This is a genomic window from Paenibacillus peoriae (assembly GCF_022531965.1).
Lineage (GTDB): Bacteria > Bacillota > Bacilli > Paenibacillales > Paenibacillaceae > Paenibacillus > Paenibacillus polymyxa_D.
This window is the reverse complement of record NZ_CP092831.1, coordinates 5,015,501-5,040,819: the sequence shown is the minus strand read 5'-3', so window position 1 is coordinate 5,040,819 and position 25,319 is coordinate 5,015,501. Positions and strand designations below refer to the sequence as shown.

At 51.1% G+C, this 25,319-nt stretch carries 9 protein-coding genes and 1 pseudogene; 7 read left to right on the top strand and 3 right to left on the bottom strand.

Annotated features, from left to right (window positions below):
- Window positions 1–24 precede the first annotated feature (24 nt).
- Together glmM and glmS are read left to right on the top strand one after the other, a co-directional pair.
- A complete protein-coding gene (glmM, locus tag MLD56_RS22245; protein WP_029516808.1) occupies window positions 25–1,365 on the top strand; it encodes a phosphoglucosamine mutase in 1,341 nt (446 codons plus the stop codon).
- A gap of 632 nt (window positions 1,366–1,997) precedes the next feature.
- Window positions 1,998–3,830, top strand: coding sequence for a glutamine--fructose-6-phosphate transaminase (isomerizing) (glmS, locus tag MLD56_RS22240; RefSeq protein WP_029516807.1), 1,833 nt, complete (start codon window positions 1,998–2,000; stop codon window positions 3,828–3,830).
- Window positions 3,831–4,105: 275 nt separating this feature from the next.
- On the opposite strand, the pseudogene MLD56_RS22235 reads toward glmS, so the two are convergent.
- Window positions 4,106–4,309, bottom strand: a pseudogene (locus MLD56_RS22235) (Tn3 family transposase); the annotation flags it as partial.
- Window positions 4,310–4,435: 126 nt separating this feature from the next.
- Window positions 4,436–5,254: an SPL family radical SAM protein gene (locus MLD56_RS22230; RefSeq protein WP_029516806.1), complete on the bottom strand. Its 819-nt coding sequence runs from the start codon at window positions 5,252–5,254 to the stop codon at window positions 4,436–4,438.
- A gap of 215 nt (window positions 5,255–5,469) precedes the next feature.
- Between MLD56_RS22230 and MLD56_RS22225 the strand changes: the two genes are divergently transcribed.
- The 3 genes from MLD56_RS22225 to MLD56_RS22215 all read left to right on the top strand — a co-directional run bounded on the left by MLD56_RS22225 (window position 5,470) and on the right by MLD56_RS22215 (window position 7,198).
- On the top strand, window positions 5,470–6,303 hold the full coding sequence (locus MLD56_RS22225; protein ID WP_029516805.1) for an AAA family ATPase: 834 nt from the start codon (window positions 5,470–5,472) through the stop codon (window positions 6,301–6,303).
- Window positions 6,304–6,350: 47 nt separating this feature from the next.
- Window positions 6,351–6,698, top strand: a complete 348-nt coding sequence (locus tag MLD56_RS22220; protein WP_029516804.1) for an MmcQ/YjbR family DNA-binding protein — start codon at window positions 6,351–6,353, stop codon at window positions 6,696–6,698.
- 74 nt (window positions 6,699–6,772) lie between these two features.
- Window positions 6,773–7,198 (top strand): MaoC family dehydratase, encoded by a 426-nt coding sequence (locus tag MLD56_RS22215; RefSeq protein ID WP_029516803.1) that lies wholly within the window; start codon window positions 6,773–6,775, stop codon window positions 7,196–7,198.
- A gap of 806 nt (window positions 7,199–8,004) precedes the next feature.
- Here the strand turns inward: MLD56_RS22215 and MLD56_RS22210 are convergent.
- Window positions 8,005–8,283, bottom strand: coding sequence for a helix-turn-helix domain-containing protein (locus MLD56_RS22210; protein ID WP_029516802.1), 279 nt, complete (start codon window positions 8,281–8,283; stop codon window positions 8,005–8,007).
- 631 nt (window positions 8,284–8,914) lie between these two features.
- Between MLD56_RS22210 and MLD56_RS22205 the strand changes: the two genes are divergently transcribed.
- Window positions 8,915–9,277 (top strand): TnsA endonuclease N-terminal domain-containing protein, encoded by a 363-nt coding sequence (locus tag MLD56_RS22205; RefSeq protein WP_230585215.1) that lies wholly within the window; start codon window positions 8,915–8,917, stop codon window positions 9,275–9,277.
- A gap of 1,073 nt (window positions 9,278–10,350) precedes the next feature.
- Window positions 10,351–25,302, top strand: coding sequence for a non-ribosomal peptide synthetase (locus MLD56_RS22200; RefSeq protein ID WP_241113429.1), 14,952 nt, complete (start codon window positions 10,351–10,353; stop codon window positions 25,300–25,302).
- Window positions 25,303–25,319: the final 17 nt, after the last annotated feature.

Below are 25,319 nucleotides of genomic sequence, written 5' to 3'. Positions count from 1 at the left end.
ACAAAAAAAAGGGAGTCATTTTACATGGGGAAATATTTTGGTACAGATGGTGTACGAGGCGTTGCTAATCAGGAACTTACAGCCGAACTGGCATATAGCATTGGCCGCTGCGGCGGATATGTTTTAGCAGGTAATGTAGAGAAACCGACAGTTGTTATTGGTATGGATACACGGATATCCGGTCTGATGCTGGAATCGGCTCTTGTAGCCGGTTTGCTGTCCATTGGAGCTAATGTGGTTCGCCTAGGTATTGTTTCGACGCCTGGGGTGGCATATCTCACACGTCAATTGAAAGCTGACGCTGGTGTAATGATCTCAGCATCACACAATCCAGTTGAAGATAACGGCATTAAGTTTTTTGGCGGTGACGGTTTTAAATTGACAGACGAAACGGAATTGAAAATTGAAGAGCTCATGGATGCAAAAGAAGACCAACTGCCTCGTCCGATTGGCGGCGGATTGGGAACGGTTGTTGTAGACGAGCATTCCCGTTACGATTATCTGGAGTTCTTGAAAACAACAATTAGCCATTCTTTTGAAGGAATAAAAATTGTACTGGATTGTGCAAACGGAGCAGCTTATGAGCTGGCGCCGAAGCTTTTTGCAGAATTGGGAGCTGAGGTGCACACCATCGGTGCCGAGCCTAACGGTTTGAACATCAATGATCATTGCGGCTCGACTCATCCTGAAAAGCTGAAAGAGGAAGTGCGCCGCTTGAAAGCGGATATTGGTCTGGCCTTTGACGGCGATGCCGACCGTCTGATCGCAATTGATGAGAACGGGGAAGAGGTAGACGGCGACTATATTCTCTGCATTTGCGGAGATGCAATGAACCGCGCAGGAAAACTCAAGGACAGCACTATTGTATCGACAGTGATGAGTAATATCGGTTTTTATAAAGCTACTGAAAAGCTGGCACTCAAGACTGCAAAAACTGCGGTCGGGGACCGTTATGTGATGGAAGAAATGCGTCGGGGTGGATTTAATCTGGGCGGTGAGCAGTCTGGTCATGTTATTTTCCTGGATCACAATACGACAGGCGATGGCATGCTGACTGGGATTCAGCTGGTAGATACCTTGAAAGCTTCCGGCAAGAAAATGAGTGAGCTAAAGTCGCTCATGAAACAGTATCCGCAAGTGCTCGTAAATGTGCGTGTGCAGGACAAACGCAATTACGAGGGGAATCCTGCTATTGCAGAAGCAATTGAGCAGGTGGAACAACAATTGGGCGATAATGGGCGTGTACTGGTTCGTGCTTCAGGCACAGAATCGCTCATTCGTGTGATGGCCGAAGGCCCGGATAAAGATGAGCTGGAGCAATTTGTCGGTCAGATCGTAGATGTCGTGAAGAAAGAATTAGTTTAAAATTTTGTAAACGTCGGTTGCCTGTGAAAAAGAAGCAGGCAACGGCGTTTGCGGTTATTTACTAGCGATTTATTGCCTTCATGGTGTAATTATGAATAAAGTGTCATTGCCAAATGATACTTAGCTGAATATAATATAGGGATGCTGTGACTCAGATAGAGAAAGCGAGGGTTGTAAGGTAACGTAATACAAGCGCCAGAGCTTGATTTTGTGCGGGGGAACTTGGTGGAGAAGCAACGGATTCAGTTGAAATAAAGTTGCTTGCAGATCGGTTCACGACAAAACAAGCTGACGAGGTGAAGGTGTTCGAAACATTCGGCGGGGACCTTCCGGTGAAGCATCAAGCCGTAAACCGGCAGCGGAAAATGAACAGGCAACTGTTTACACAACGCACCGGTAGATGCCTTTATTGTTTTATAACCTAAATTATAAGATTCATTTCATGAATGTGCGGCCATCATCATTGGCGTGCGCGGTTTGGGAATTTCGTTACATTCGTGAAGAGATGCCTGTAAATTCTATAGTTATCATTGACAACTTCATAGATGAATGAACTTTATTCCACAATCTACCGCACACGTTAGTCCTGTGATGAGTCGTCTTGTGAAATGATGATCGGGAGGATAACGAATATGTGTGGCATTGTAGGATATATTGGTAATCAGAATACGCAAGAGGTATTGATTGACGGATTGAAGAAGCTGGAGTATCGCGGTTATGACTCTGCGGGTATTGCCGTGTTTACAGATTCAGGATTGCAAGTAGCCAAGGCTAAAGGTCGTCTGGCGAATCTAGAAGCTAAACTGGATGGTACGCCGTTGGTAGGCCATGCAGGTATCGGACATACACGTTGGGCAACGCACGGTAAGCCTTCTGATGAAAACTCCCATCCACATTTGGATGAGAGCCAAAAGTTCTCTGTAGTTCACAACGGAATCATTGAGAATTATCTGGAGCTGAAGGAGCAGCTGATCAGCGAAGGTCATACCTTTATTTCCGAAACGGACACCGAAGTTATTTCCCATCTGGTTGCGCGTGAATATAAAGGGGATATCGTTAAAGCAGTACAAAAAGCAATTACCTTTATGCGCGGTGCTTTTGCACTGGGTGTGCTGACAGAGCATGAGCCTAATAAGCTGGTTGCTGTTCGTCAAGCTAGCCCGCTGGTTATTGGTGTGGGAGAAGGCGAGAACTTTATCGGTTCCGACATTCCGGCTATTCTGAAATATACACGCAATGTATTTATTTTGAACGATGGCGAAATGGCTGTTTTGACCAGTGATGCTGTCGAATTAATGACAATCGAAGGCCAATTTATTTCTCGGGAAATGATTCATGTCGAATGGGATGCTGTAACAGCGGAAAAAGGCGGCTATGAGCATTTCATGCTGAAAGAAATTCACGAGCAGCCTAAGGCTTATCGTGACACAATGTTGGGCCGTATCGATAAAGATACTAAAAAAGTTGTTCTTCCTGAACTGAAGCTGACAGAAGAACAAATTAAAAATATCCGCAACATTCAAATTGTTGCGTGTGGTACAGCTTACAATGCAGGTTTGATTGGCCGTACGGTTATTGAAAGTCTGGCTCGTATACCGGTAGAGAATGATGTGGCTTCCGAATATCGTTATCGTTCACCTATCGTAACACCAGAGACATTGGTGATCGTGGTGAGCCAATCCGGTGAAACTGCTGACACGTTGGCAGCACTGCGTGAAGCACAAGCAAACGGCGCTCATGTACTGGCGATTACTAACGTAGTCGGTAGCTCCATCGCTCGTGATGCAGATGATGTGTTGGTTACACTGGCAGGACCGGAAATTGCCGTAGCCTCGACTAAAGCCTATTCTTCGCAGTTGATTGCGTTCTATCTGTTTGGTTTGTATCTCGCTCAAGTGCGTGGCACACAAACGGATGAGCAAGTAGCCCATGTGCTGGCTGCTATGGAATCTCTGCCAGAGCAAGTGGAAGAGATGCTGGGTAAAGCAGATGCGATCAAATCCTATGCTGAGCAAATTGCAAGCCACAAGCACCTGTTCTTTATTGGTCGCGGTCAGGACTATGCTGTAGTACAGGAAGGCTCCCTGAAGCTCAAGGAAATCTCCTACATTCATTCCGAGGCATATGCTGCTGGTGAGCTGAAGCATGGTACACTGGCATTGATCGAAGAGGGAATTCCAGTTATCGCTTTGGTAACACAGGAATCCGTGTTGGAGAAAACCGTGAGCAACATTAAGGAAGTCAAGGCTCGTGGTGCAGATGTTCTTGCGATTACGTACGAAGAGCACGCAGTTGAGTTGTTGAAGTCCGTGGATCAGGTATTTGCCATTCCGAAGACACTTCCAATTCTGTCTGCTGCAATTTCGGTTGTATCTCTCCAACTGTTGGCTTACTACGCTTCTCTTGCGCTGGGTCATGATGTTGATAAACCACGTAACCTGGCGAAAAGCGTTACCGTAGAATAAGCTTTAGTAAAATTCTAATTTAATGTTGTGTATAGACAATAAAGTTGTATATTAATTATTAATGACAAATAACAAGAATATCCCTTCTTAGTAAGTATTTAACAAAAACCCGGTGAGCACGTATCATCGGGCTTTTTATTAAATTCAGAGGGTGACTGCTTAGGTTTCAATCAGAGCGAATATGAATTGCATAACAAGTCAAAAGCTTTTGAATCCTTTCCTGTTAGCGAAATCTGCGCAAATTCATTAAACCAAAGACTTAATCGGTGAACCGGCTCGATGGCCAAGTCCGTTTCATGGTGGAGCAAACCGTCGATGACGTGTACGGCATCCCGAGTGTTCGTATTGATGACTTTCGTGTAGAAAATGGAAAATTGGTTGCTCACGAACCGATAAATCGTAGCTCTTTTTCCCGTCCCGTAATGGGGATTCGCATCACCGTGAAGCGTCGAAACTCCAATGTGGACGTAAATTCCATCAATTGCATTATTTCACATACAAAAAAGAGCAGCCAGTTTAGTTGCTCTTTTTGTATGTAAAACATATTGAGTTTTCATCAATTGAATCTCCTAATAGAGAATATTACTGTCCCATTTCCTTGTAGATTAATCAATTGTACATATTTTCCCCTTTAGAGGATACTCTCTACTAGAAGATAAGAATATAATCTTTTCGTCAAAATATTTATTAAAATAGTTGTTCGTTTTAAAATGAATATCAGGCTGATACCATTTAGAAAACCCATTTCGCTGAAACAACAAAGGCATACCCAACTGCTCGGATCGCTTCCCCTTTAAACCATCTCCAATGTTCAGCGAATCAGTATATATTCGATCAACAATCCCCTGTAATCTTTTGGGGAAATCTGGCGTGAAGGATAAAAGAGGAGAAATGGATGCCTGTGTAGCAATTCCTGCTGCATGGACATTTCTAAGAGCCTTTATGCGCTGGTTGATCCCTGGAGCTAAAGGTGCAAAAAGTCGCTTTACATCTTCTCGGTCTGTTTCAATAGTCATAGAAACTAATAACTCACAACGTTGTTGCAATTCTAATAGTATATCGAGGTCTCTAACCACCAGAGGACTTCTTGTTTGGATTTGAAGGAAATCTGGTGGAGATTCAATCATCTCCGTTAATATTTTTCTTGTGATCTCAACCTTACGCTCCATGGGTTGGTATGGATCTGTAGCAGTAGACATGAATATATTGATAGGTTTATTTCTTCGGCGAAGACTATTAATTTCTTTACTGTAGTTTTCAACTGCGTTAAGTTTAATATCAATCCATTCTCCCCAAGGAATATCTTTATATTTTTGAATGGGCATTTCTCTAACATAGCAATAACTACATCCAAAAGCACAACCACTGTAAGGATTCAAAGAGTGAGTAAATCCAACAGTAGATGCTCCTTTGGTTTCGCTCAAAATTTTTTTGTCATCGTATTATCAATCTGCATGTTAGATACCCCTTCATTTTAAATATTTACATAAATGAAATTCCGAATGAACAGAAACTCCTTCCACCAGTTCAACTGATAAAGGGAGTTTAATTAATTATAGTAAGAGGTGTGTGTATTTAGAACGCATCAAGACCCGATATAATCCCAGGATGACGGACAAAAGACCAATGGGAATGTACTGTGCGCCATTCGCCATTAATTAAACGAAAAACTTCAGCATTAGCGAACCCAAAAGGGTTTAATAATCAATCAATCGAGATCGAAGACGGCCTTTTATCAGCGATTGCTGAATATTGCGATGGAGATGCCAGAGTAGCTTTAAACACACTAGAAATGGCTGTATTACACGGAAAAAAATCAGATGGAGCCATTGTAGTGAATAAAAATGGTTTAGTACAAATGTTAAATCGCAAGTCATTATTATATGACAAAAATGGTGAGGAACATTATAACATCATATCTGCTTTGCATAAGTCGATGAGAAATAGTGATGTTAATGCTGCAATTTACTGGTTATCGCGCATGTTGGAGTCCGGAGAAGATCCATTATTTATTGCTCGAAGATTGGTCAGATTTGCAAGTGAAGACGTTGGTTTAGCAGATAACCGAGCTTTGGAGATAGCAGTAGCTGTTTTCCAGGCTTGTCAGTTCATTGGTATGCCAGAGTGCGATGTACATCTAACCCAAGCTGTCATTTATCTCACCTTGGCCCCGAAGTCCAACGCAGCTTATTTGGCCTATAGAGCTGCCAAAAAAGACGCCTTGCATTCCGTAAATGAACCTGTTCCCTTACAGTTACGAAATGCTCCGACTAAATTGATGAAAGAACTGAATTACGGGAAAGGTTATAAATATGCCCATGATACTCAAGAAAAATTAACAATGATGCAGACCATGCCAGATTCTCTCATTGGACGGGAATATTACCACCCCACTATACAAGGATCTGAAATGAAATTTAAACAACGGATGGAAGAAATTTCAGCATGGTATGCAAGCCACAAAGAAACCTAATTGCGTTTAATGAATAGATGATCCAATAGAAATCGAGGTAATTCGTCATGACAATAGAAGAAATTATGGAGCATTGCTTATCATACCCAAGTTCATATGAAGATCACCCTTTTGGTGACGGATGGACTGCGATGAGACATCAAGGGAACAAAAAAATTTTTGCCTTGATATACAATCATGATGAGCATCTTTGCGTCAACCTAAAATGCAACCCTGATCATGCTGATTTTTTGCGAAAAGCGTTTGAAGAGGTAAAGCCTGGTTATCACATGAACAAGGAACATTGGAATACAGTAATATTAGATGGTGATCTACCAGAAGATGAAATTCACGATATGGTGCATCATAGCTTCGAATTGACCAAGCCAAAAAGCTCCAAAAAACATACTAGCTAGAGAATAAATTTCTTATTGACAATTAAATTTTGCGGAAGTCATTATGTAAAAGTATCCGTTTCGAGAGGTGTAATATGAAGTTTAATGAATTCTTTGTAGGGCAGCGGTTCGAGACTGATTCTATAAAAGTAACCAAAGAAAAAATTATGGAATTCGCATCTGAATTTGACCCTCAGTACATGCATTTGGATGAGAAGAAAACTCAGGAAGGCATGTTTGGAGGAATTATAGCTTCAGGAATCCAAACATTAGCCCTAACATTTAAACTATGGGTAGAGTGTGGTTTATACGGTGAAGATGTAGTGGCTGGTACTGCTATGGACAATATCCGATTTATAAAACCTGTATACCCTGATGATGAGTTACATGTAGTTGTTGAAGTCATTAATCTAGAACATAACCGAAAGAATACAGGAATTGTAACTGTGAATTTATCTACTTTTAATCATACGACTCAAAAAAATTTTGAAGGGGATCTTTCTGTAATAATAAAAAAATAACGTATCTTTAAACAAATGAAATTGACGGGATATCCCTCATTCACGTATTCCAAAGCGGGGAGAAAACATATCCTATCGTCAGCGCAAAGGAATGCACAAAAGATAATTGTGTCCGTTCAGAGAATGGCTCCTGCAGATGCAGGAGCGGTTTTTGTCTGCAATAACATTCAGTTGGCTGCATCATTGACACAGACCAGCACCGGGAAAATCCAGTGATCTTCTGTTGTGGGAAGCAAAATTTAAGGAACTCCTGTATGAGAAGATATATCCTTTGAGACATGAAAGAAATTTCATGTGCCACCTTTACTGGATAGAAAAAGAGCTTAAAAAGTACGAAGATCCAGGTTTAGAACTTCTATTAGAAAAATTGTATTCTGAAGAGATATTAGAAAATATAAAAATGGACGCACATTTTAATATAGAATGAAATTAAAATAAGTACTTTAATAATATTATTAGTACTATTTTTTTAATGAATTAATTAAAAATACTGGACTTCAGTACACAACTTTATTGTATGTACACAAATGTCTGGTGATAAAAAAGTCTTGAACCAGTAAAAAAAGTCTGGAACTAGTCATTTTACAAACATCAAGAAAGATCCCGATGATATATCGGGATCTTTTTAGCTTAGGAGGGCAATTATGTCTACAATAGGCCAACGAATTCGAACTATTAGAAAAACAACAACTTAAATCAAATAAAGTTTGCAAATATAATTGGCATTTCTCAAAGAACGTTGAGTGAGCTGGAGCAAGATAAATACAGACCCTCTCTTGATATAATTATAGCAATTAAAGAAAACTTCAATTCCCATATAGAGTGGTTAATCTTTGGAGATACGCCTGTATCAATTGAGCCCACACAGTAGGGAACGTCATTCGATTAGCAATACAAAGTAGATAATCAGTTGTAACGTCAAAAACCTTTGCTAAAGATATTAAATGATTAATTTCAGGCCGTGCTACGTTTCGCTCCCAATTAGAAGCAACCTGTTTAGTTACCCCGATCTTATTAGGAATTTCCTTTTGTGTCCATTTATGGAGTAGTCTCGATTTTTTACAGCGCTGTTCCAAAGTATTCATGAATTCATCTCTATTGAGAAAATCAAATAGCTTTTACCCGACCCATCTGCTTACTAATTATACTTACTTATAGCCCATATTATAGCTTATTCATACCCTACTGTACCCTACGAGTAGCCTATGAATAGGCTACGAAGTAAAATATAGCTAAAAAATATTACTTTGCTATTGTATAAAGCTGTGAGTTGTTATATTCTACATTTGTATTTTGAAGTAAAACTAAAATATATCTTAGGAGTAGAAAAAGATAACTGAACTTTACTCTGATTTAGTAGTTCTAAAAAGAAGGTGAATAATGAGCAAAATTCGATCAAGTAACTCTATAGCATCTATTCAACGGAAAATCAAAGAAGGAAGAGGTCAAGGCCACTTTTCGGAATATAAACCTTGGTTGACGGTACATGATGTACCTTCAATAGGGATAGTTACTCGAATTCTTGGTTGGAAAAGTGGTCGACTTCACCATTATCTGTCTGAACACTTTGAATTGGCACATCATTGCCAAATGGAAGTGGTCAGAGCAAGTGATTGATATTCGCGAACAATTTCCTTTATTACCCCTAGATAAAACCCTCTATATTGCATAAAAGTTAAACATCCAACTGACCCCAAGAATAAGCTTCCCATCATTATGACTACAGATATGTTACTTACAGTAAAACAAGAAAAAAGTATAAAATTTATTGCACATTCTATCAAACCTTCTAACAAGTTGACAAAACGAGTTGTAGAGAAATTACAGATTGAAAAAGAGTTCTTTAAAGACCAAAAGATAGAGTGGGCACTTATTACGGAAAGGCAGATAAACTACAATTTATTCAGGAATGTCGAATGGCTTCATAATGCTAAAAACAACGATAAGTTGTCAAATCACCATATAAATAGTCTCGAAGATAATCTCTATTATGCTATTCAACAAAGTGAAAAACCATTTGCGAAAGTTACAAGAGAACAAGATGAATTATTTGGTTTACCAAGTGGGTACTGGATATGACTCATCTAATATAGCCTACTCTACAATCCATGATTATTTTAGAAAATAGACGCAAGCGCAAGGATTCGGAGCACCAGCAGAGAATGTATACAGGGAAGATCTCCCAAATTGGCCGGCACCCCGCCTCAGTGTCGACACGCGTCGAATTCCCCGATTGATGGCAAGCCATTCTCAGTGTTTCTTCTCCATTCGCTCTTTTTAGGCAAAATATTAACACTTTATGTTGGGAAGACCCAATTTAACTAAAGTTTTACTATACATTATTGGAAATTTTGATATAATTCTACCTAGGTCAACCTTCCAATTATGATAGAAAATAGAATTGGATGGTTTTTATACCTGTCCAAGCTGTGCCGCGAGAGACCAGTCCACTGGCAACCCAGCAAGCTGGCATGCGGAGACCGACAATTGTGGAAAATGACAGTCGAGAATATGTTGCTCCATGACGTCAGAAGGTCCAGAAAGGATGAAGCCAACCTTATCCCAATTCCGATGGAAGATGAAGCGCGTGAGCATTTTTGAAAAGCTGGAATTCACCGCCAATCCAAGGGCTGTCCCGTTCATGCCATACGGAGCATTCTTTGAGCCTCATGCAGCACCATCGTCACATCTAATCGTCAGGAAAGGCTCACTACCCCGCAGCCGGATCTTTACTTATCCACACCAGGCGGGGGAATACACAAATCGTACATAGAGTGTATCAATATCCTTAAACATAAGCTTCGACAAAGGCAGCTCCGGTGCCGAATCCGGAGGTACGGCCGACTTTGTGCTGGCCGGCCGGAACCCTACAGCAAGTCTTACATCGATGGGAGGAACATCCCTTGTCCACCCCCAAATCCAATTCCGAACCCAATGTTAAACCAAAGCCCGTCTTCGGGCGGCTCGTCCGCAGCAAGCATATTGAAGCAGAGGAGCCGGAAGCAGCCGCATCTCTTGCATAGAACGATGCTCTTTGTTGTCTTTCACGCATGGGAGCCGAGCGGGACAGCTGCTAGGCAGAGGATTGCCGCATGCGATCAACCGGGCAAGCGAAGCGGTGACTTGGCGAGAGCCATTGACATTGTTGTCACATGTTTGAAAAGGCGGGGAGCGAGGCTGGAGCGTTGCTGCGGCATATGCTCCGCCGGATTGCTTTTGCCGATGAAGAAAGGGGAACGATCCAGATGGCTTTTGAAAAAGAAACGTTGTTTTGGAACGAAAAATTCGGTAGCGACGATTATACCTTGACGCGTCTGCCTTACAGCAAGGCTCCAAGCTCCCTGGCGCCCATTATGACAACCGTCGGCGGTTCGCTTTCGGAGGAAGTGGCGCAGCGCGTCCTTCAAATGAGCAAGGGCGCTCCGCTGGCCACTTTTATGATTTTGCTCGCCGGTGTTCAGTCGCTCTTGCATAAATATACAGGCGCTTCTGACATTCTGGTCGGCATGCCGGTTGTACGGAAACCGACGGAGACGCGCCGATCCGTTAATCATACGGTCATTTTGAAAAACTCGCTTTCGGTGGGTGCGACTTTTAAAACGCTTCTGAGCGAGCTGAGGACTTCCTTGCCTGAAGCGATTCAGCACCAACATATTCCGTTCTTGAAAATGGCGGAGAAGCTGGACCTGCAATATGCAGACGGGATACCCGTCATCCATACGCTAGTATCTCTTAAGGAGCTGCATCTGGACGAAATCGGGCAAAACGTGGTCACGGATTGTTCCTTTGAATTCAGCTTAACCGGCGGGACGATACAGCTAGCGCTGTCATATAACGAGCACTTATATGACTCCGAGTTCATGACTCGGGTCGTCGGCCATCTGAATCGCCTGCTGGCCGTGGGGCTTCACGAGTTGGAGCTGGACATCGTGCGGGCGGACATGCTGTCGGAGGACGAGAAATTTCAATTGCTGCAAAGCTTTAACGATACCGAGAAGGACTATCCCCGTGATCGGACGATTCATCAGCTCGTGGAGGAGCAGGCGAAGCGGGTGCCCGAAGCGACGGCGGTTGTCTTTGAGGGGCGGCGGCTTTCGTACGCGGAGCTGAATGAACGGGCGAACCGGCTGGCGCGGACGCTGCGATCGGTCGGGGTGCTGCCCAATCAGCTGGTAGGCTTGATGGCCAGGAGATCGCTGGAGACGGTCGTTGGCATTCTGGCGGTTCTGAAAGCTGGCGGTGCCTACGTGCCGATCGACCCGGAATACCCGGAAGAACGCATCCGCTACATTCTGGAGAACTCGAACGCGCAGTTGCTGCTGACTCAAAGGGAGCTGCTGCTGCAGGTGCCGTTCGAAGGGACCGTGGTGGCGCTGGATGACGAGCAGGCCTACAGCGACGATGGCTCGAACCTGGAGCCGGCCAGCGGTCCGAACGATCTGGCTTATGTCATCTATACATCAGGTACGACGGGCAAACCCAAAGGGGTCATGCTGGAGCATCGCGGGCTGGTCAGCTTGAAACTGACGTTTGCCCATACGCTTCACACGACCGAACAGGATCGAGTGCTGCAATTCGCCAGCCTATCGTTCGATGCGTCGTGCTGGGAGATGTTCAACGCCCTGTATTTCGGGGCGACCTTATATATACCGTCAACCGAGACGGTTTTGGATGATCAGCTGTTCGAACGTTTCATGAACGAGCATGCAATTACGATCGCCACTTTGCCGCCAACTTATGCGGCTTATTTGAATTCAGACCGCCTGCCGAGTCTGAGCAGGCTCATCACGGCGGGCTCCGCCGTTTCAGCAGAATTCGTGCAGCAGTGGAAAGACAAGGTACAGTACTATAACGCGTACGGTCCGACGGAAGCCTCGATCGCCACATCCGTGTGGGCGGCGTCTACGTATGACACCGAACGCAGAGCGATACCGATCGGACGTCCGATCTGGAACCATCGCTTGTATATACTGGGCGCACAGAATCAGCTAGCGCCTATCGGAGTGGAGGGAGAATTATGCATCGCGGGCGTCGGCCTCGCCCGGGGATATTGGAACCGGCCGGATCTGACGGCGGAGAAATTCATCGAACACCCGTTTGAGCCCGGAGAGAGACTGTACCGGACGGGCGACTTGGCCCGCTGGCTGCCGGACGGAAATATTGAGTACTTGGGCCGGATTGACCATCAGGTGAAAATCCGTGGATTCCGGATCGAGATCGGCGAGATTGAAGAGCAGCTTCTGAAGATCGACTCCGTGCAGGAGACGATCGTAATCGCACGGGAAGGCAAAAGCGGGCAAGAACTGTGCGCTTACCTGGTCGCGGGCCGCCCGCTTACGCTCGGCGAGCTGAGAAGCGAGCTGGCGCAAAAATTGCCGAATTACATGATTCCGGCGCATTTTGTTCAGCTTCCGCGGATGCCGCTCACGCCGAACGACAAAATCGACCGCAAGGCTTTGCCCGCCCCGGAAGGAAACGCACTGACCGGCGGCGCGTACGTAGCTCCCCGCAATGAAGCGGAGCGGACGCTTGCCGATGTGTGGCAGGCGGTATTGAACGCCGATCGCGTTGGGGTAACGGATCATTTCTTCGAGCTGGGCGGAGACTCGATCAAGTCCATTCAAGTATCTTCGCGGCTTCATCAAGCCGGGTACAAGCTGGAAATCCGGGATTTGTTCAAATATCCGACTATCTCACAGCTCAGCCTGCATGTGAAACCGATCGGACGTACCATCGATCAAGGTGAAATAACGGGTGAAACGGAGCTGACACCGATTCAGCATTGGTTTTTCGGGAGCTCCTTTGCGGACCCGCATCATTTCAACCAGTCGGTGATGCTGTACCGGAAGGAACGCTTCGACGAAGAGACGGTGCGTCAGGTGCTGCAAAAGCTGGCCGAGCATCATGACGCCTTGCGGATGGTGTTCTGCAAGACGGAACAAGGGTTTAGCGCGCGGACCCGCGCGATTCAGGAAGGCGGGCTGTTCACGCTGGACGTGTTCGACTTCAAGGATGCGGAGAATACCGCGCAGGCTGTGGAAGCGAAGGCAACGGACATTCAAGCGGGCATCGATCTGGAGAACGGGCCCCTCGTGAAGGCGGGACTGTTCCGGTGCGCGGACGGCGATCATTTGCTGCTCGCGGTTCATCATGCCGTGGTGGACGGCGTGTCTTGGCGCATTTTGATGGAGGATTTCGCTCTGGGTTACGAGCAGGCCGGCAAAAGCGAGGAAATTCGTTTCCCGGCCAAAACGGATGCGTACCGCACTTGGTCCGAGCAGCTGGCCGCTTACGCGCAAAGCCCGGAGATGGCGAAGGAACGGGCCTATTGGCAGGCCGTGGAACAAATTGCGGTTCCGGCCGTGCCGAAGGATCTGGAGGCGGACGTTACGACGCAGCAGGACAGCGAATCGCTGTTCGTGCGTTTGACTCCCGAAGAAACGGAGCTGCTGCTGAAGCGGGTTCACCGGGCCTACAACACCGAAATGAACGATATTTTGGTAACGGCGCTCGGCATAGCCGTTCGCAAGTGGACGGGACACGAACGGGTGCGGATCAATCTCGAAGGACACGGACGCGAACCGATCGGAACGGATATCGACATCACGCGCACAGTCGGATGGTTTACGACCAAGTTTCCGGTCGTCCTAGAGCCGGAAACTGACCGGGATTTGGCCTATCAGATTAAACAGGTCAAGGAAAGTTTGCGCCGCATTCCGAACAAAGGGCTTGGGTACGGCATATGCCGCTATCTCTCCAAATCGGAGGATGGCTTTGTTTGGGGCGCAGAGCCGGAAATTAATTTTAATTACCTCGGCCAGTTCGACGATGATGTCAACCAGGACGAGATCGGTATATCTTCTTATTCCGGCGGCAGCCCGGCCAGCGACCGGCAGGCCCGCAGCTTTGTGCTGGATATCAACGGCATGGTGCTGGACGGCGCTTTATCGCTTGATCTTAGCTACAGCCGGAAGCAGTATCACAAGGTAACGATGGAAGCCTTCGCTCAGCGGCTTGAGCAAAGTCTACGAGAGCTCATTATCCACTGCGCAGGCAAAGAAAATACCGAATTGACGCCTAGCGACGTGCAATTTAAAGGCTTGACCATCGCCGAACTAGAGCAAATCGCCCAGCGCTCGGGCCATCTCGGGGAAATCGAAAATATTTACTCGCTTACGCCGATGCAGAAGGGCATGTGGTTCCACAGCGCGCTTGACCGGCAAACGGCCGCTTACTTCGAGCAGACGCGATTTACGATGAGGGGAGTACTCGACGTCCAGCTTTTCGAGAGGAGCTGGACGGAACTTGCGAAACGCCATTTGGTGCTGCGGGCGAATTTTGTGCAAGGACCGGCGGGCGAGCCGCTGCAAATCATATACCGCGACAAGCCGGTCGGCTTTGAATATGAAGAGCTGCTTCATTTGCAGGCGGACGAGAAACAAGCGTATTTGGATAAAAAGGCCGAGGATGACAAACTTCGCGGCTTCGACATGGAACATGACGCGCTCGTTCGGGTTACGATCCTGCGCACCGAAGAGCAAAGCTATCATGTGCTGTGGAGTTTCCAGCATATTTTGATGGACGGCTGGTGCCTGCCGCAGCTGACGCAGGAGCTGTTTGAGACGTACTCGGCCTTGGCATCCGGCAAGCAGCCAGCGGGAGATAAGGGATCGGATTATGGCGCTTACATCGAATGGTTGGAGAAACAGGACGATCAGGCGGCATCCGGCTATTGGACGGCATTCCTGGCAGGTTATGAAGGGCAAACCGTACTCCCGGGACAAAAGGAACCGGCGCCGAACGGCAGATTTACGGCTGATCACGTCACCGCCGAGCTGGGCAAGGACTTGAGCGAGCGGATGGACCGGGTGGCGAAACAGCGCCTGGTTACGGTCAATACGCTGCTGCAAGCCGCTTGGGGCGTTATGCTGCAAAAATATAACGGAACAAACGATGCCGTATTCGGCAGCGTCGTGGCCGGAAGACCGGCGGAAATCCCGGGTATCGAGTCCATGATCGGGCTATTCATCAATACGGTGCCGGTCCGCGTCACGAGCGAAGCGGACACCGTGTTCGCCGACCTGATGGCGAAGCTCCAAGAGTGGGCGCTGGAGTCCGGGCGTTATGATTACTATCCGTTGTATGAAATTCAAGCCCGCAGCGTGCAAAAGCAGAACCTGATCAACCATATCATCGCTTTCGAGAACTATCCGGTGGACGAGCAGATGGAGCAGGCGGGCGACCAGCAGCACGGCGACCTGACGATCGCTGACGTTCAGATGGAGGAGCAGACGAACTATAACTTCAACGTGACCGTGGTGCCGGGAGTCGAAATCGAAATCCGGTTTGACTTTAACGCCGAAGTGTTCGATAAAGACAGCATCGAGCGGCTCAAGGGGCATCTCGTCCATCTGCTGGAGCAGGTGACGGATAACCCGGAAATTACAGTGGGCGAGCTGGAACTTGTGACGGAGGCGGAAAAGGCCGACCTTCTCGGACGTTTTAACGACACCACCACGGAATTTCCGCGCGAGAAGACGCTCGTTCAATTGTTCGAAGAACAGGCGGAGCTTTACCCGGACAACGTGGCCGCCGTCATGAACGAGCGACAGCTGGCTTACCGCGAGCTGAACGAGCGATCCAACCGCCTTGCGCGGAAGCTGCGGGAGACGGGAGTAGAAGCGGACCAACTGGTAGCGATTCTGGCCGAACGCTCGCTCGATATGGTCGTCGGCATTCTGGCGATTCTCAAAGCGGGCGGAGCCTACGTGCCTGTCGATCCGGACTACCCGGAGGAGCGCATCCGCTTCATGATCGAGGATTCGGGCGCGCCGTTATTGCTGATTCAAAAGCATCTGCACGAGAAGACCGACTTCGCAGGAACGCGCCTCGAATTGGACGATTTCGTTTGGGGCGACAGAGGGGCGGACTCCGAAGGTGCGTTGGACGCTTCGAACCTGGAGCCAATTTCCGGGCCGGGCAACCTGGCATATGTCATCTACACGTCAGGAACGACCGGCAGACCGAAAGGAACGCTGATCGAGCATAAGAACGTCGTGCGCCTCCTGTTCAACGACAAGAACCTGTTCGACTTCGGGCCGTCTGACACGTGGACGCTGTTCCACTCGTTCTGCTTCGATTTCTCCGTCTGGGAAATGTACGGAGCGCTGCTGTACGGAGGCAAGCTGGTCATCGTACCGCCGCTGACGGCGAAAAGTCCAGCCGATTTCCTGGCGCTGCTGGGCCGCGAACAGGTCACGATTTTGAACCAGACGCCAACGTACTTCTACCAGCTACTGCGTGAGGTCTTGGCGGACCATCCGTACGATCTGCGGATTCGCAACGTCATCTTTGGGGGCGAAGCGCTGAGTCCGCTGCAGCTCAAGGGCTTCAAGACGAAGTACCCGGAGACGAAGCTGATCAATATGTACGGCATTACCGAGACGACGGTTCACGTGACATATAAGGAAATAACGTGGGTCGAAATGGAGGCGGCGAAGAGTAATATCGGCAAGCCGATCCCGACGCTGAAGGTGTACGTCCTGGATGAAAACCGCCGCCCTGTGCCGATCGGCGTAGCGGGCGAAATGTACGTGGCCGGGGAAGGCCTTGCGAGAGGATACCTGAACCGTCCGGATCTGACGGCGGAGAAGTTCGTCGATTCCCCGTTTGCGGAGGGGGAGAAACTGTACCGCTCGGGTGACTTGGCGGCTTGGCTACCGGACGGCAACATCGAATACCTGGGCCGGATCGATCATCAGGTGAAGATCCGCGGGTACCGGATCGAGCTGGACGAAATCGAGACGCAGCTGCTGAACGTCGAGGGCGTGGAAGAAGCGGTGGTGCTCGCCCGTCAGGACGGCGAGGGCGAGAAGGCGCTTGTCGCCTACTTTGTGGCGGACCGAACGCTGACGGTCAGCGAAATGAGAACCTCGCTGGCCCAGGGAATGCCGGGGTACATGATCCCGTCGTACTTCGTGCAGCTGGAGCGCATGCCGCTGACGACCAACGGCAAAGTGGACCGCAAAGCGCTACCGGAGCCGCAAGGCGGCATACAAACGGGCGTCGAATACGTAGCGCCGCGTAACCGGACGGAGTCCCAGCTTGTGAAGATCTGGGAGGAAGTACTGGGCTACTCCGGCATTGGAGTCCTGGACAATTTCTTCGAGCTTGGAGGCCACTCCTTGCGGGCGACGAACCTTGTCAGCAAGATTCAGAAGGAAATGAACGTCGAACTTCCGTTGCGCGACGTATTCCGCTACTCGACAATCGAAGAGATGACTCTTGCCATCTCCCGGATCGGAAAGCAATTGTTCTCGTCGATTCCGCGGGCAGGCGCAAGAGCATATTATCCGCTTTCCTCGGCTCAGAAGCGGCTGTTTATCCTGAATCAGCTGGAAGGGGCCGATCAGAGCTACAACATGCCGGGCGTGCTGCTGCTGGAAGGATCGATTGACCGGAGCCTGCTGGAGAAGGCTTTCCGGGGACTGATCGCACGGCACGAAACGCTGCGAACCGGCTTTGAGATCGTACAAGGCGAAGCAATACAGCGCATTTACGAGAGCGTCGACTTTGCTGTCGAGTACCGTCATGCGAGCGAGGAAGAAGCGCCTGAAGTCGTGCAGGCCTTCATCCGGCCTTTCGACTTGGCGAAGCCTCCGTTGCTGCGGGCGGAGCTTGTAGAGCTGGCAGCCGAACGTTATTTGCTGATGTTCGACATGCACCATATCGTCTCCGACGGGGTTTCGATGGACGTGTTAGTCGAGGAACTCGTTCGTCTGTACGGTGGCGAGTCATTAGAGCCTTTGCGCATTCAATACAAGGACTATGCGGTATGGCAGCAGTCGGACGAGCAAAAAGTGCAGTTGAAACGCGAGGAAGCTTACTGGCTGGACCGTTACCGGGGCGAGCTGCCGGTTCTGGAAATGCCGACGGACTATCCGCGTCCTGCCGTGCAGAGCTTTGAGGGACAAACGCTGACGTCCTTCGTGGACGAGGCAACGAACGAAGGCTTAAAGCAACTGGCGGCTCAAAGAGGAACGACGCTGTATATGGTGCTGCTTGCGGCATATACCGTGCTTTTGCATAAATACACAGGTCAGGACGATTTGATCGTCGGAACGTCGATTGCGGGCAGAACGCACGGAGACACGCAACCTTTGATCGGAATGTTCGTTAATACGCTGGCGCTCCGCAATTATCCGGCTTCGGAGAAGACCTTCCTGTCGTATCTGGAAGAAGTGAAAGAAACGACCTTAGGCGCTTACGAGCATCAGAATTATCCGTTCGAAGAGCTCGTCGATAAAGTGCAGGTCAGCCGGGATTTGAGCCGCAACCCGCTGTTTGACACGATGTTCTCCCTGCAAAACTTGGAGGACAAAGAGTTTGGGCTGGAAGGGCTGAAATTGTCCCCGTACCCTAGCGAATACGGCACGGCCAAGTTCGACCTGAGTGTGGATGTTACGGAAGAAAACGGCGGCCTGGAGTGCAGCTTTGAATTCGCAACGGCTCTTTATAAAGAAAGCACGATCCGGCGGCTGTCGACTCATTTCGGACATTTGCTTGCGGCGATCGTAAGCCGTCCGGATGCGAAGATTGCCGAGCTGAACTTGTTGACGGCAGAGGAAAAAGAGCAAATTCTCGGCGCGTTCAACCCGGCGCAGCCGGAAGCGGCTCCTGTGGCGGCGTTCCATCGGCTGTTCGAGGAACAGGCGGAGCGCACACCGGAAGCGGCGGCCGTCGTGTACGAGAACGACCGGCTGACGTATGCGGAGCTGAACGAGCGGGCGAATCGCTTGGCGGCTACGCTGCGCGCAAACGGCATCGGCCGGGAGACGATCGTCGGCATTCTGGCCGAGCGTTCGGTGGACTTGCTGGTGGCCGTGCTGGCCGTCTGGAAAGCGGGCGGGGCGTATGTGCCACTCGACCCGGATTATCCGGCGGAGCGCGTGCGGTTCATGCTTGAAGACAGCGGAGCGAAGGTGCTGCTGACGCAAACGCCGCTGCGAGAGCGTGCTGAAGCTTGGCTCGGCGAAGAGGAGCTGGCGCTGGCGGCGGTGCTGTACCTGGACGACGAAGCGTCGTACAGCGAGGAGCGGACGAATGCCGACAGCTTCCATGAAGCCCGTCCGGAGGATCTGGCGTACGTGATCTATACGTCGGGAACGACGGGCAAGCCGAAGGGCGTGATGATCGAGCACCGCAGCCTGGTGAACACGGCGGCGGGCTACCAGCGGGAATACCGGTTGGATCAGTTCCCGGTGCGGCTGCTGCAGTTCGCAAGCTTCTCGTTCGACGTGTTCGTGGGAGATATCGCGCGGACGCTGTACAACGGAGGCACGATGGTGATTGTGCCGAAGAACGACCGGATCGATCCGTCTCGTCTGCACCACTGGATGGAGCGGGAACGGGTCACCATCTTCGAATCGACGCCGGCGCTGATCGTGCCGTTCCTGGAGTACGTGCACGAGCAGCGGCTGGATATGAGCTGGATGGAGCTGTTGATCACGAGCTCGGACAGCTGCAGCGTGGCGGATTACCGGACCTTGCAGGAACGCTTCGGCTCGTTGTTCCGGATCATCAACGCATACGGCGTGACGGAAGCGGCGATCGACTCAAGTTTCTACGACGAGCCGCTGACGAAGCTGCCGCAGACAGGCCATGTGCCGATCGGCAGAGCGTGGCTGAATGCGAAATTCTACATCGTGGATGCGCACCTGAATCCGGTGCCGGTCGGGGTGCTGGGCGAGCTGGTTATCGGCGGAGTCGGAGTGGCGCGCGGGTACTTGAACCGTCCGGGGCTGACAGAAGAGAAGTTCGTAGACAGCCCGTTCGCCGCGGGCGAGCGGTTGTACCGCACGGGAGACTTGGCGCGGTGGATGGAGGACGGCAACGTGGACTTCATCGGCCGGATCGACAACCAGGCGAAAATTCGGGGGTACCGGATCGAGACGGGCGAGATCGAGTCGCAGCTGCTGCGGGTGGAAGGCGTGCGCGAAGCGGTGGTGCTGGTTCGAAGTGACGCGAACGGGCAGAAGGCGCTATGCGCGTATTACACACCGGATACCGGAGCGGAGCTGGCAGTGAACGATCTGCGCGGCGCGCTGGCGCAGGAGCTGCCGGGCTACATGATCCCGTCGTACTTCGTGGAGATGGAGCGCCTGCCTCTGACGCCGAACGGAAAAATTGACCGGAAGGCGCTGCCGGCGCCGGAAGGGGAAGCGGGAAGCGGAACGGAGTACGTCGCACCGCGCAATGAGCTGGAAACAAAGCTGGCGGCGATTTGGCAGGAGGTGCTGGGGCTTGCGAAGGAGATTGGCGTTCACGACAACTTCTTCGACATCGGTGGTCACTCCCTGCGGGCGACGACGCTGGTCAGCAAGATTCATAAAGAATTGAGCGTGGATCTGCCGCTGCGCGACGTGTTCCGCCATTCCACCATTGAGAGCATGGCCGCCGCCATTTCCCGGCTGGATGAGCAGACATTCGTTGCCATTCCGGTGGCGGATGACCGAGAGGTGTACCCGCAATCTTTTGCTCAAAAACGTCTCTTTATCCTGAATCAACTGGAAGGCGCGGAGCTTAGCTACAACATGCCGGAAGCGATGCTGCTGGAGGGGGCTTTGGACCGGGCAAGGTTCGAAGAAGCGTTCCGTAAGCTCGTGGCGCGGCATGAAACGCTGCGCACCGGGTTCGAAATGGTGGATGGCGAAGCATCGCAGCGGATTTACCAGGACGTGAATTTTGCCGTGGAGTTCTATCGAGTGGATGAGCAAGAGGCCGAAGAGATGGTTCGCCGTTTCGTCCGTCCGTTTGACTTGGCGAAGCCTCCGCTGCTGAGGGTAGGCCTTGTCGAGCTGGCTCCGGAACGTCATATTCTAATGTACGACATGCATCATATTATTTCCGATGGCGTCTCGATGGAAATCTTTGTTGAAGAATTCGTCCGCTTGTACGGCGGCGAGCAATTGGAGCCTCTGCGCATTCAGTACAAAGACTACACCGTTTGGCAGCATTCGCAGGAGCAGAAAGAACGGCTTCAGCGTCAGGAGGCGTACTGGCTGGACATGTTCCAAGGCGAGCTGCCGGTGCTGGAAATGCCGGCCGACTATCCGCGTCCGGCCGTGCAGAGCTACGAAGGCCAAACGCTGGAGTTTTCCTTCGACGCTTCGAAAACCGACGGCCTGAAGCAGCTGGCCTCGGAAACGGGCACGACGCTGTTTATGGTGCTGCTTGCGGCGTATAACGTCCTTCTGCATAAATATTCAGGTCAGGAAGACGTGATCGTCGGTACGCCGATTGCCGGAAGGAATCATGGAGATGTGCAGCCGTTGATCGGGATTTTCTTAAACACGCTGGCTATCCGCAGTTATCCGGCTTCGGAAAAGACATTCCTGTCATACCTGAACGAAGTCAAAGAAACGACCCTCCATGCCTTCGAGCATCAAAACTATCCGTTCGAAGAATTGGTGGACAAGGTGCAAGTCACCCGTGATTTAAGCCGCAATCCGCTCTTCGACACGCTGTTTACGATGCAGAATACGGAAAACGAGGAATTTGAGCTGGAAGGGCTTCGCCTGATTCCTTATCCGAGCGTATTAGATACCGCGAAGTTTGATATCAGCTTGGATGTGGGCGAGGAGAACGGCGGCTTGGATTACAGCTTCGAATATGCGACGGCTCTCTACAAAAGGGAGACGATCGAACGGCTGGCGAAACATTACGAGCAGCTGCTCGAAACGATCGTAAGCCGTCCAGATGCGAAGATTGCCGAGCTGGACTTGCTGACGGCAGAGGAAAAAGAACAAATTATCGGCGCGTTCAACCCGGCGCAGCCGGAAGCGGCTCCTGCGGCCGCGTTCCACCGGCTGTTTGAGGAACAGGCGGAGCGCACGCCGGAAGAGGCGGCCGTCGTGTACGAGAACGACCGGCTGACGTATGCGGAGCTGAACGAGCGGGCGAACCGCTTGGCGGCTACGCTGCGCGCAAGCGGCATCGGCCGGGAGACGATCGTCGGCATTCTCGCCGAGCGTTCGGTGGACTTGCTGGTGGCCGTGCTGGCCGTCTGGAAAGCGGGCGGGGCGTATGTGCCGCTCGACCCGGATTATCCGGCGGAGCGCGTGCGGTTCATGCTCGAAGACAGCGGAGCGAAGGTGCTGCTGACGCAAACGGCGCTGCGAGAGCGTGCTGAAGCCTGGCTTGACGAAGAGGAGCTGGCGCTGGCGGCGGTGCTGTACCTGGACGACGAAGCGTCGTACAGCGAGGAGCGGGCGAATGCGCCGATTGGCTCGGGCATAGTCTCCGGCAAGCTGACGGATACTGTGGACGACGGCGATGAGAGCCATCAGAATGTTGGCACCGACAGCTTCCATGAAGCCCGTCCGGAGGATCTGGCGTACGTGATCTATACGTCGGGAACGACGGGCAAGCCGAAGGGCGTGATGATCGAGCACCGCAGCCTGGTGAACACGGCGGCGGGCTACCGGCGGGAATACCGGTTGGATCAGTTCCCGGTGCGGCTGCTGCAGCTCGCAAGCTTCTCGTTCGACGTGTTCGTGGGAGATATCGCGCGGGCGCTGTACAACGGAGGCACGATGGTGATTGTGCCGAAGGACGACCGGATCGATCCGTCTCGTCTGCACTACTGGATCAGCCAGCAGCAAGTGACGATCTTCGAATCGACGCCGGCGCTGATCGTGCCGTTCCTGGAGTACGTGCACGAGCAGCGGCTGGATATGAGCTGGATGGAGCTGTTGATCACGAGCTCGGACAGCTGCAGCGTGGCGGATTACCGGACCTTGCAGGAACGCTTCGGCTCGTTGTTCCGGATCATCAACGCATACGGCGTGACGGAAGCGGCGATCGACTCAAGTTTCTACGACGAGCCGCTGACGAAGCTGCCGCAGACAGGCCATGTGCCGATCGGCAGAGCGTGGCTGAATGCGAAATTCTACATCGTGGATGCGCACCTGAATCCGGTGCCGGTCGGGGTGCTGGGCGAGCTGGTTATCGGCGGAGTCGGGGTAGCTCGCGGGTACTTGAACCGTCCGGGGCTGACAGAAGAGAAGTTCGTAGACAGCCCGTTCGCCGCGGGCGAGCGGTTGTACCGCACGGGAGACTTGGCGCGGTGGATGGAAGACGGCAACGTGGACTTCATCGGCCGGATCGACAACCAGGCGAAAATTCGGGGGTACCGGATCGAGACGGGCGAGATCGAGTCGCAGCTGCTGCGGGTGGAAGGCGTGCGCGAAGCGGTGGTGCTGGTTCGAAGTGACGCGAACGGGCAGAAGGCGCTATGCGCGTATTACACACCGGATACCGGAGCGGAGCTGGCAGTGAACGATCTGCGCGGCGCGCTGGCGCAGGAGCTGCCGGGGTACATGATCCCGTCGTACTTCGTGGAGATGGAGCGCCTGCCTCTGACGCCGAACGGAAAGATTGACCGGAAGGCGCTACCGGCGCCGGAAGGGGAAGCGGGAAGCGGAACGGAGTACATCGCACCGCGCAATGAGCTGGAAACGAAGCTGGCGGCGATTTGGCAGGAGGTGCTGGGGCTTGCGAAGGAGATTGGCGTTCACGACAACTTCTTCGACATCGGCGGCCACTCCCTGCGGGCGACGACGCTGGCGGGCAAGGTATTTAAGGAATTAAACGTCAACCTGCCGCTGCGCGACGTATTCCGTCACTCGACGATTGCGGCGATGGCCGAGGCGATCGCCCGGATGGAACGGCGGGAGCATGAGGCCATTCCTCAAGCGGAGGAGAGAGAGTACTACCCTCTGTCCTCCGCGCAGAAACGGCTGTTCATTCAGCACACGCTGGATGGAGCGGATCAGCTTTACAACATGCCGGAGCTGGTGCAGGTGGAAGGCGAGTTTGACTTAGACCGGTTGGAAGCCGCCTTGCGGAAATTGATAACACGGCATGAATCGCTGCGCACCGGTTTTGAAATCGTGAAGGCCGAAGCGGTTCAGCGGATTTACCCGCAGGTCGATTTTGCTATCGAGCATCATCAAGCGGATAAAGAGGATGCGGCTCAAATCGAGCAGATCGTCCGCAGCTTCGTTCATCCGTTTGATCTCGGCAAGCCGCCGCTGCTGCGCGCCGGGGTCATCGAGCTGGAGCCGAACCTGCATATTCTCCTTTTCGACATGCACCATATGGTGTCCGACGGCGTATCGATGGCGATTGTGATCGATGAGTTCTCGAGTTTCTACGCCGGGGAAGAACTGCCGCCACTGCGCATTCAATACAAGGATTATGCCGTTTGGCAGCAGTCGAAGGCCCACCGAGAGCGGATTGGGCGGCAGGAAGCGTACTGGCTGCAAACCTTCGAAGGCGAGTTGCCGACGGCGGACCTGCCGATGGACTACGAACGGTCTGCGGCTCGCAGCTACGAAGGCGCGCATCTGGAGTTCGACGTCGAAGCTTCTCTCTCTGCGCGGCTGCGCGAATTGGCGGCCGAGCGTGAAAGCACGCTGTTCATGGTGCTGCTTGCGGCTTATACCGTGCTGCTGTCCAAGTACAGCGGGCAGGAGGACTTGGTCGTGGGCACCCCGGTGGCGGGAAGAACGAACGCCGATTTGGAACCGGTCATCGGGATGTTTGTCAATACGCTGGCGATCCGCAATCGTCCGTCGGGCGACAAAACGTTCTTGTCCTACCTGGAAGAAGTGAAGGAAACGGCTTTGGGTGCTTTCGAGAACCAGGATTATCCATTCGAGGATCTGGTGGAGCGTTTGAATGTGAAGCGGGAGCCGGGCCGCTTCCCGCTGTTCGATGCCGTTTTCGACTTGCAAAATATCGAAGAACGAGACGCCGAGCTGGAAGGGGTCAGCCTGAAGACTTACGAGCTTGACCATTTGGAAGAAGCGAAGTTCGATCTGACGCTGTTTATGTATGAAAACAACGGGGCGCTGAGCGGGGGCTTCTTCTACGCCACCAAGCTGTTCAAAGAAGCGATGATCCGCACCTTGACCGAGGATTACCTGCGGGTACTGTCTCAAATTGCGGAAAATCCACAACTCGAGTTAAGCCGGATTGAATGTCATAAACCGGCGGCAGGCGCAAAGAGTGCCGTCGATACGATCGAATTCGCGTTCTAATCCTACAAGCGCGCCTC

Excerpts from the sequence above, each read along its gene's own strand:
- glmM (WP_029516808.1), top strand. The coding sequence starts at position 25 with ATGGGGAAATATTTTGGTACAGATGGTGTACGAGGCGTTGCTAATCAG.
- glmS (WP_029516807.1), top strand. The coding sequence starts at position 1,998 with ATGTGTGGCATTGTAGGATATATTGGTAATCAGAATACGCAAGAGGTA.
- MLD56_RS22220 (WP_029516804.1), top strand. The coding sequence starts at position 6,351 with ATGACAATAGAAGAAATTATGGAGCATTGCTTATCATACCCAAGTTCA.
- MLD56_RS22215 (WP_029516803.1), top strand. The coding sequence starts at position 6,773 with ATGAAGTTTAATGAATTCTTTGTAGGGCAGCGGTTCGAGACTGATTCT.
- MLD56_RS22210 (WP_029516802.1), bottom strand. The coding sequence starts at position 8,283 with ATGAATACTTTGGAACAGCGCTGTAAAAAATCGAGACTACTCCATAAA.
- MLD56_RS22205 (WP_230585215.1), top strand. The coding sequence starts at position 8,915 with ATGACTACAGATATGTTACTTACAGTAAAACAAGAAAAAAGTATAAAA.
- MLD56_RS22200 (WP_241113429.1), top strand. The coding sequence starts at position 10,351 with ATGTTTGAAAAGGCGGGGAGCGAGGCTGGAGCGTTGCTGCGGCATATG.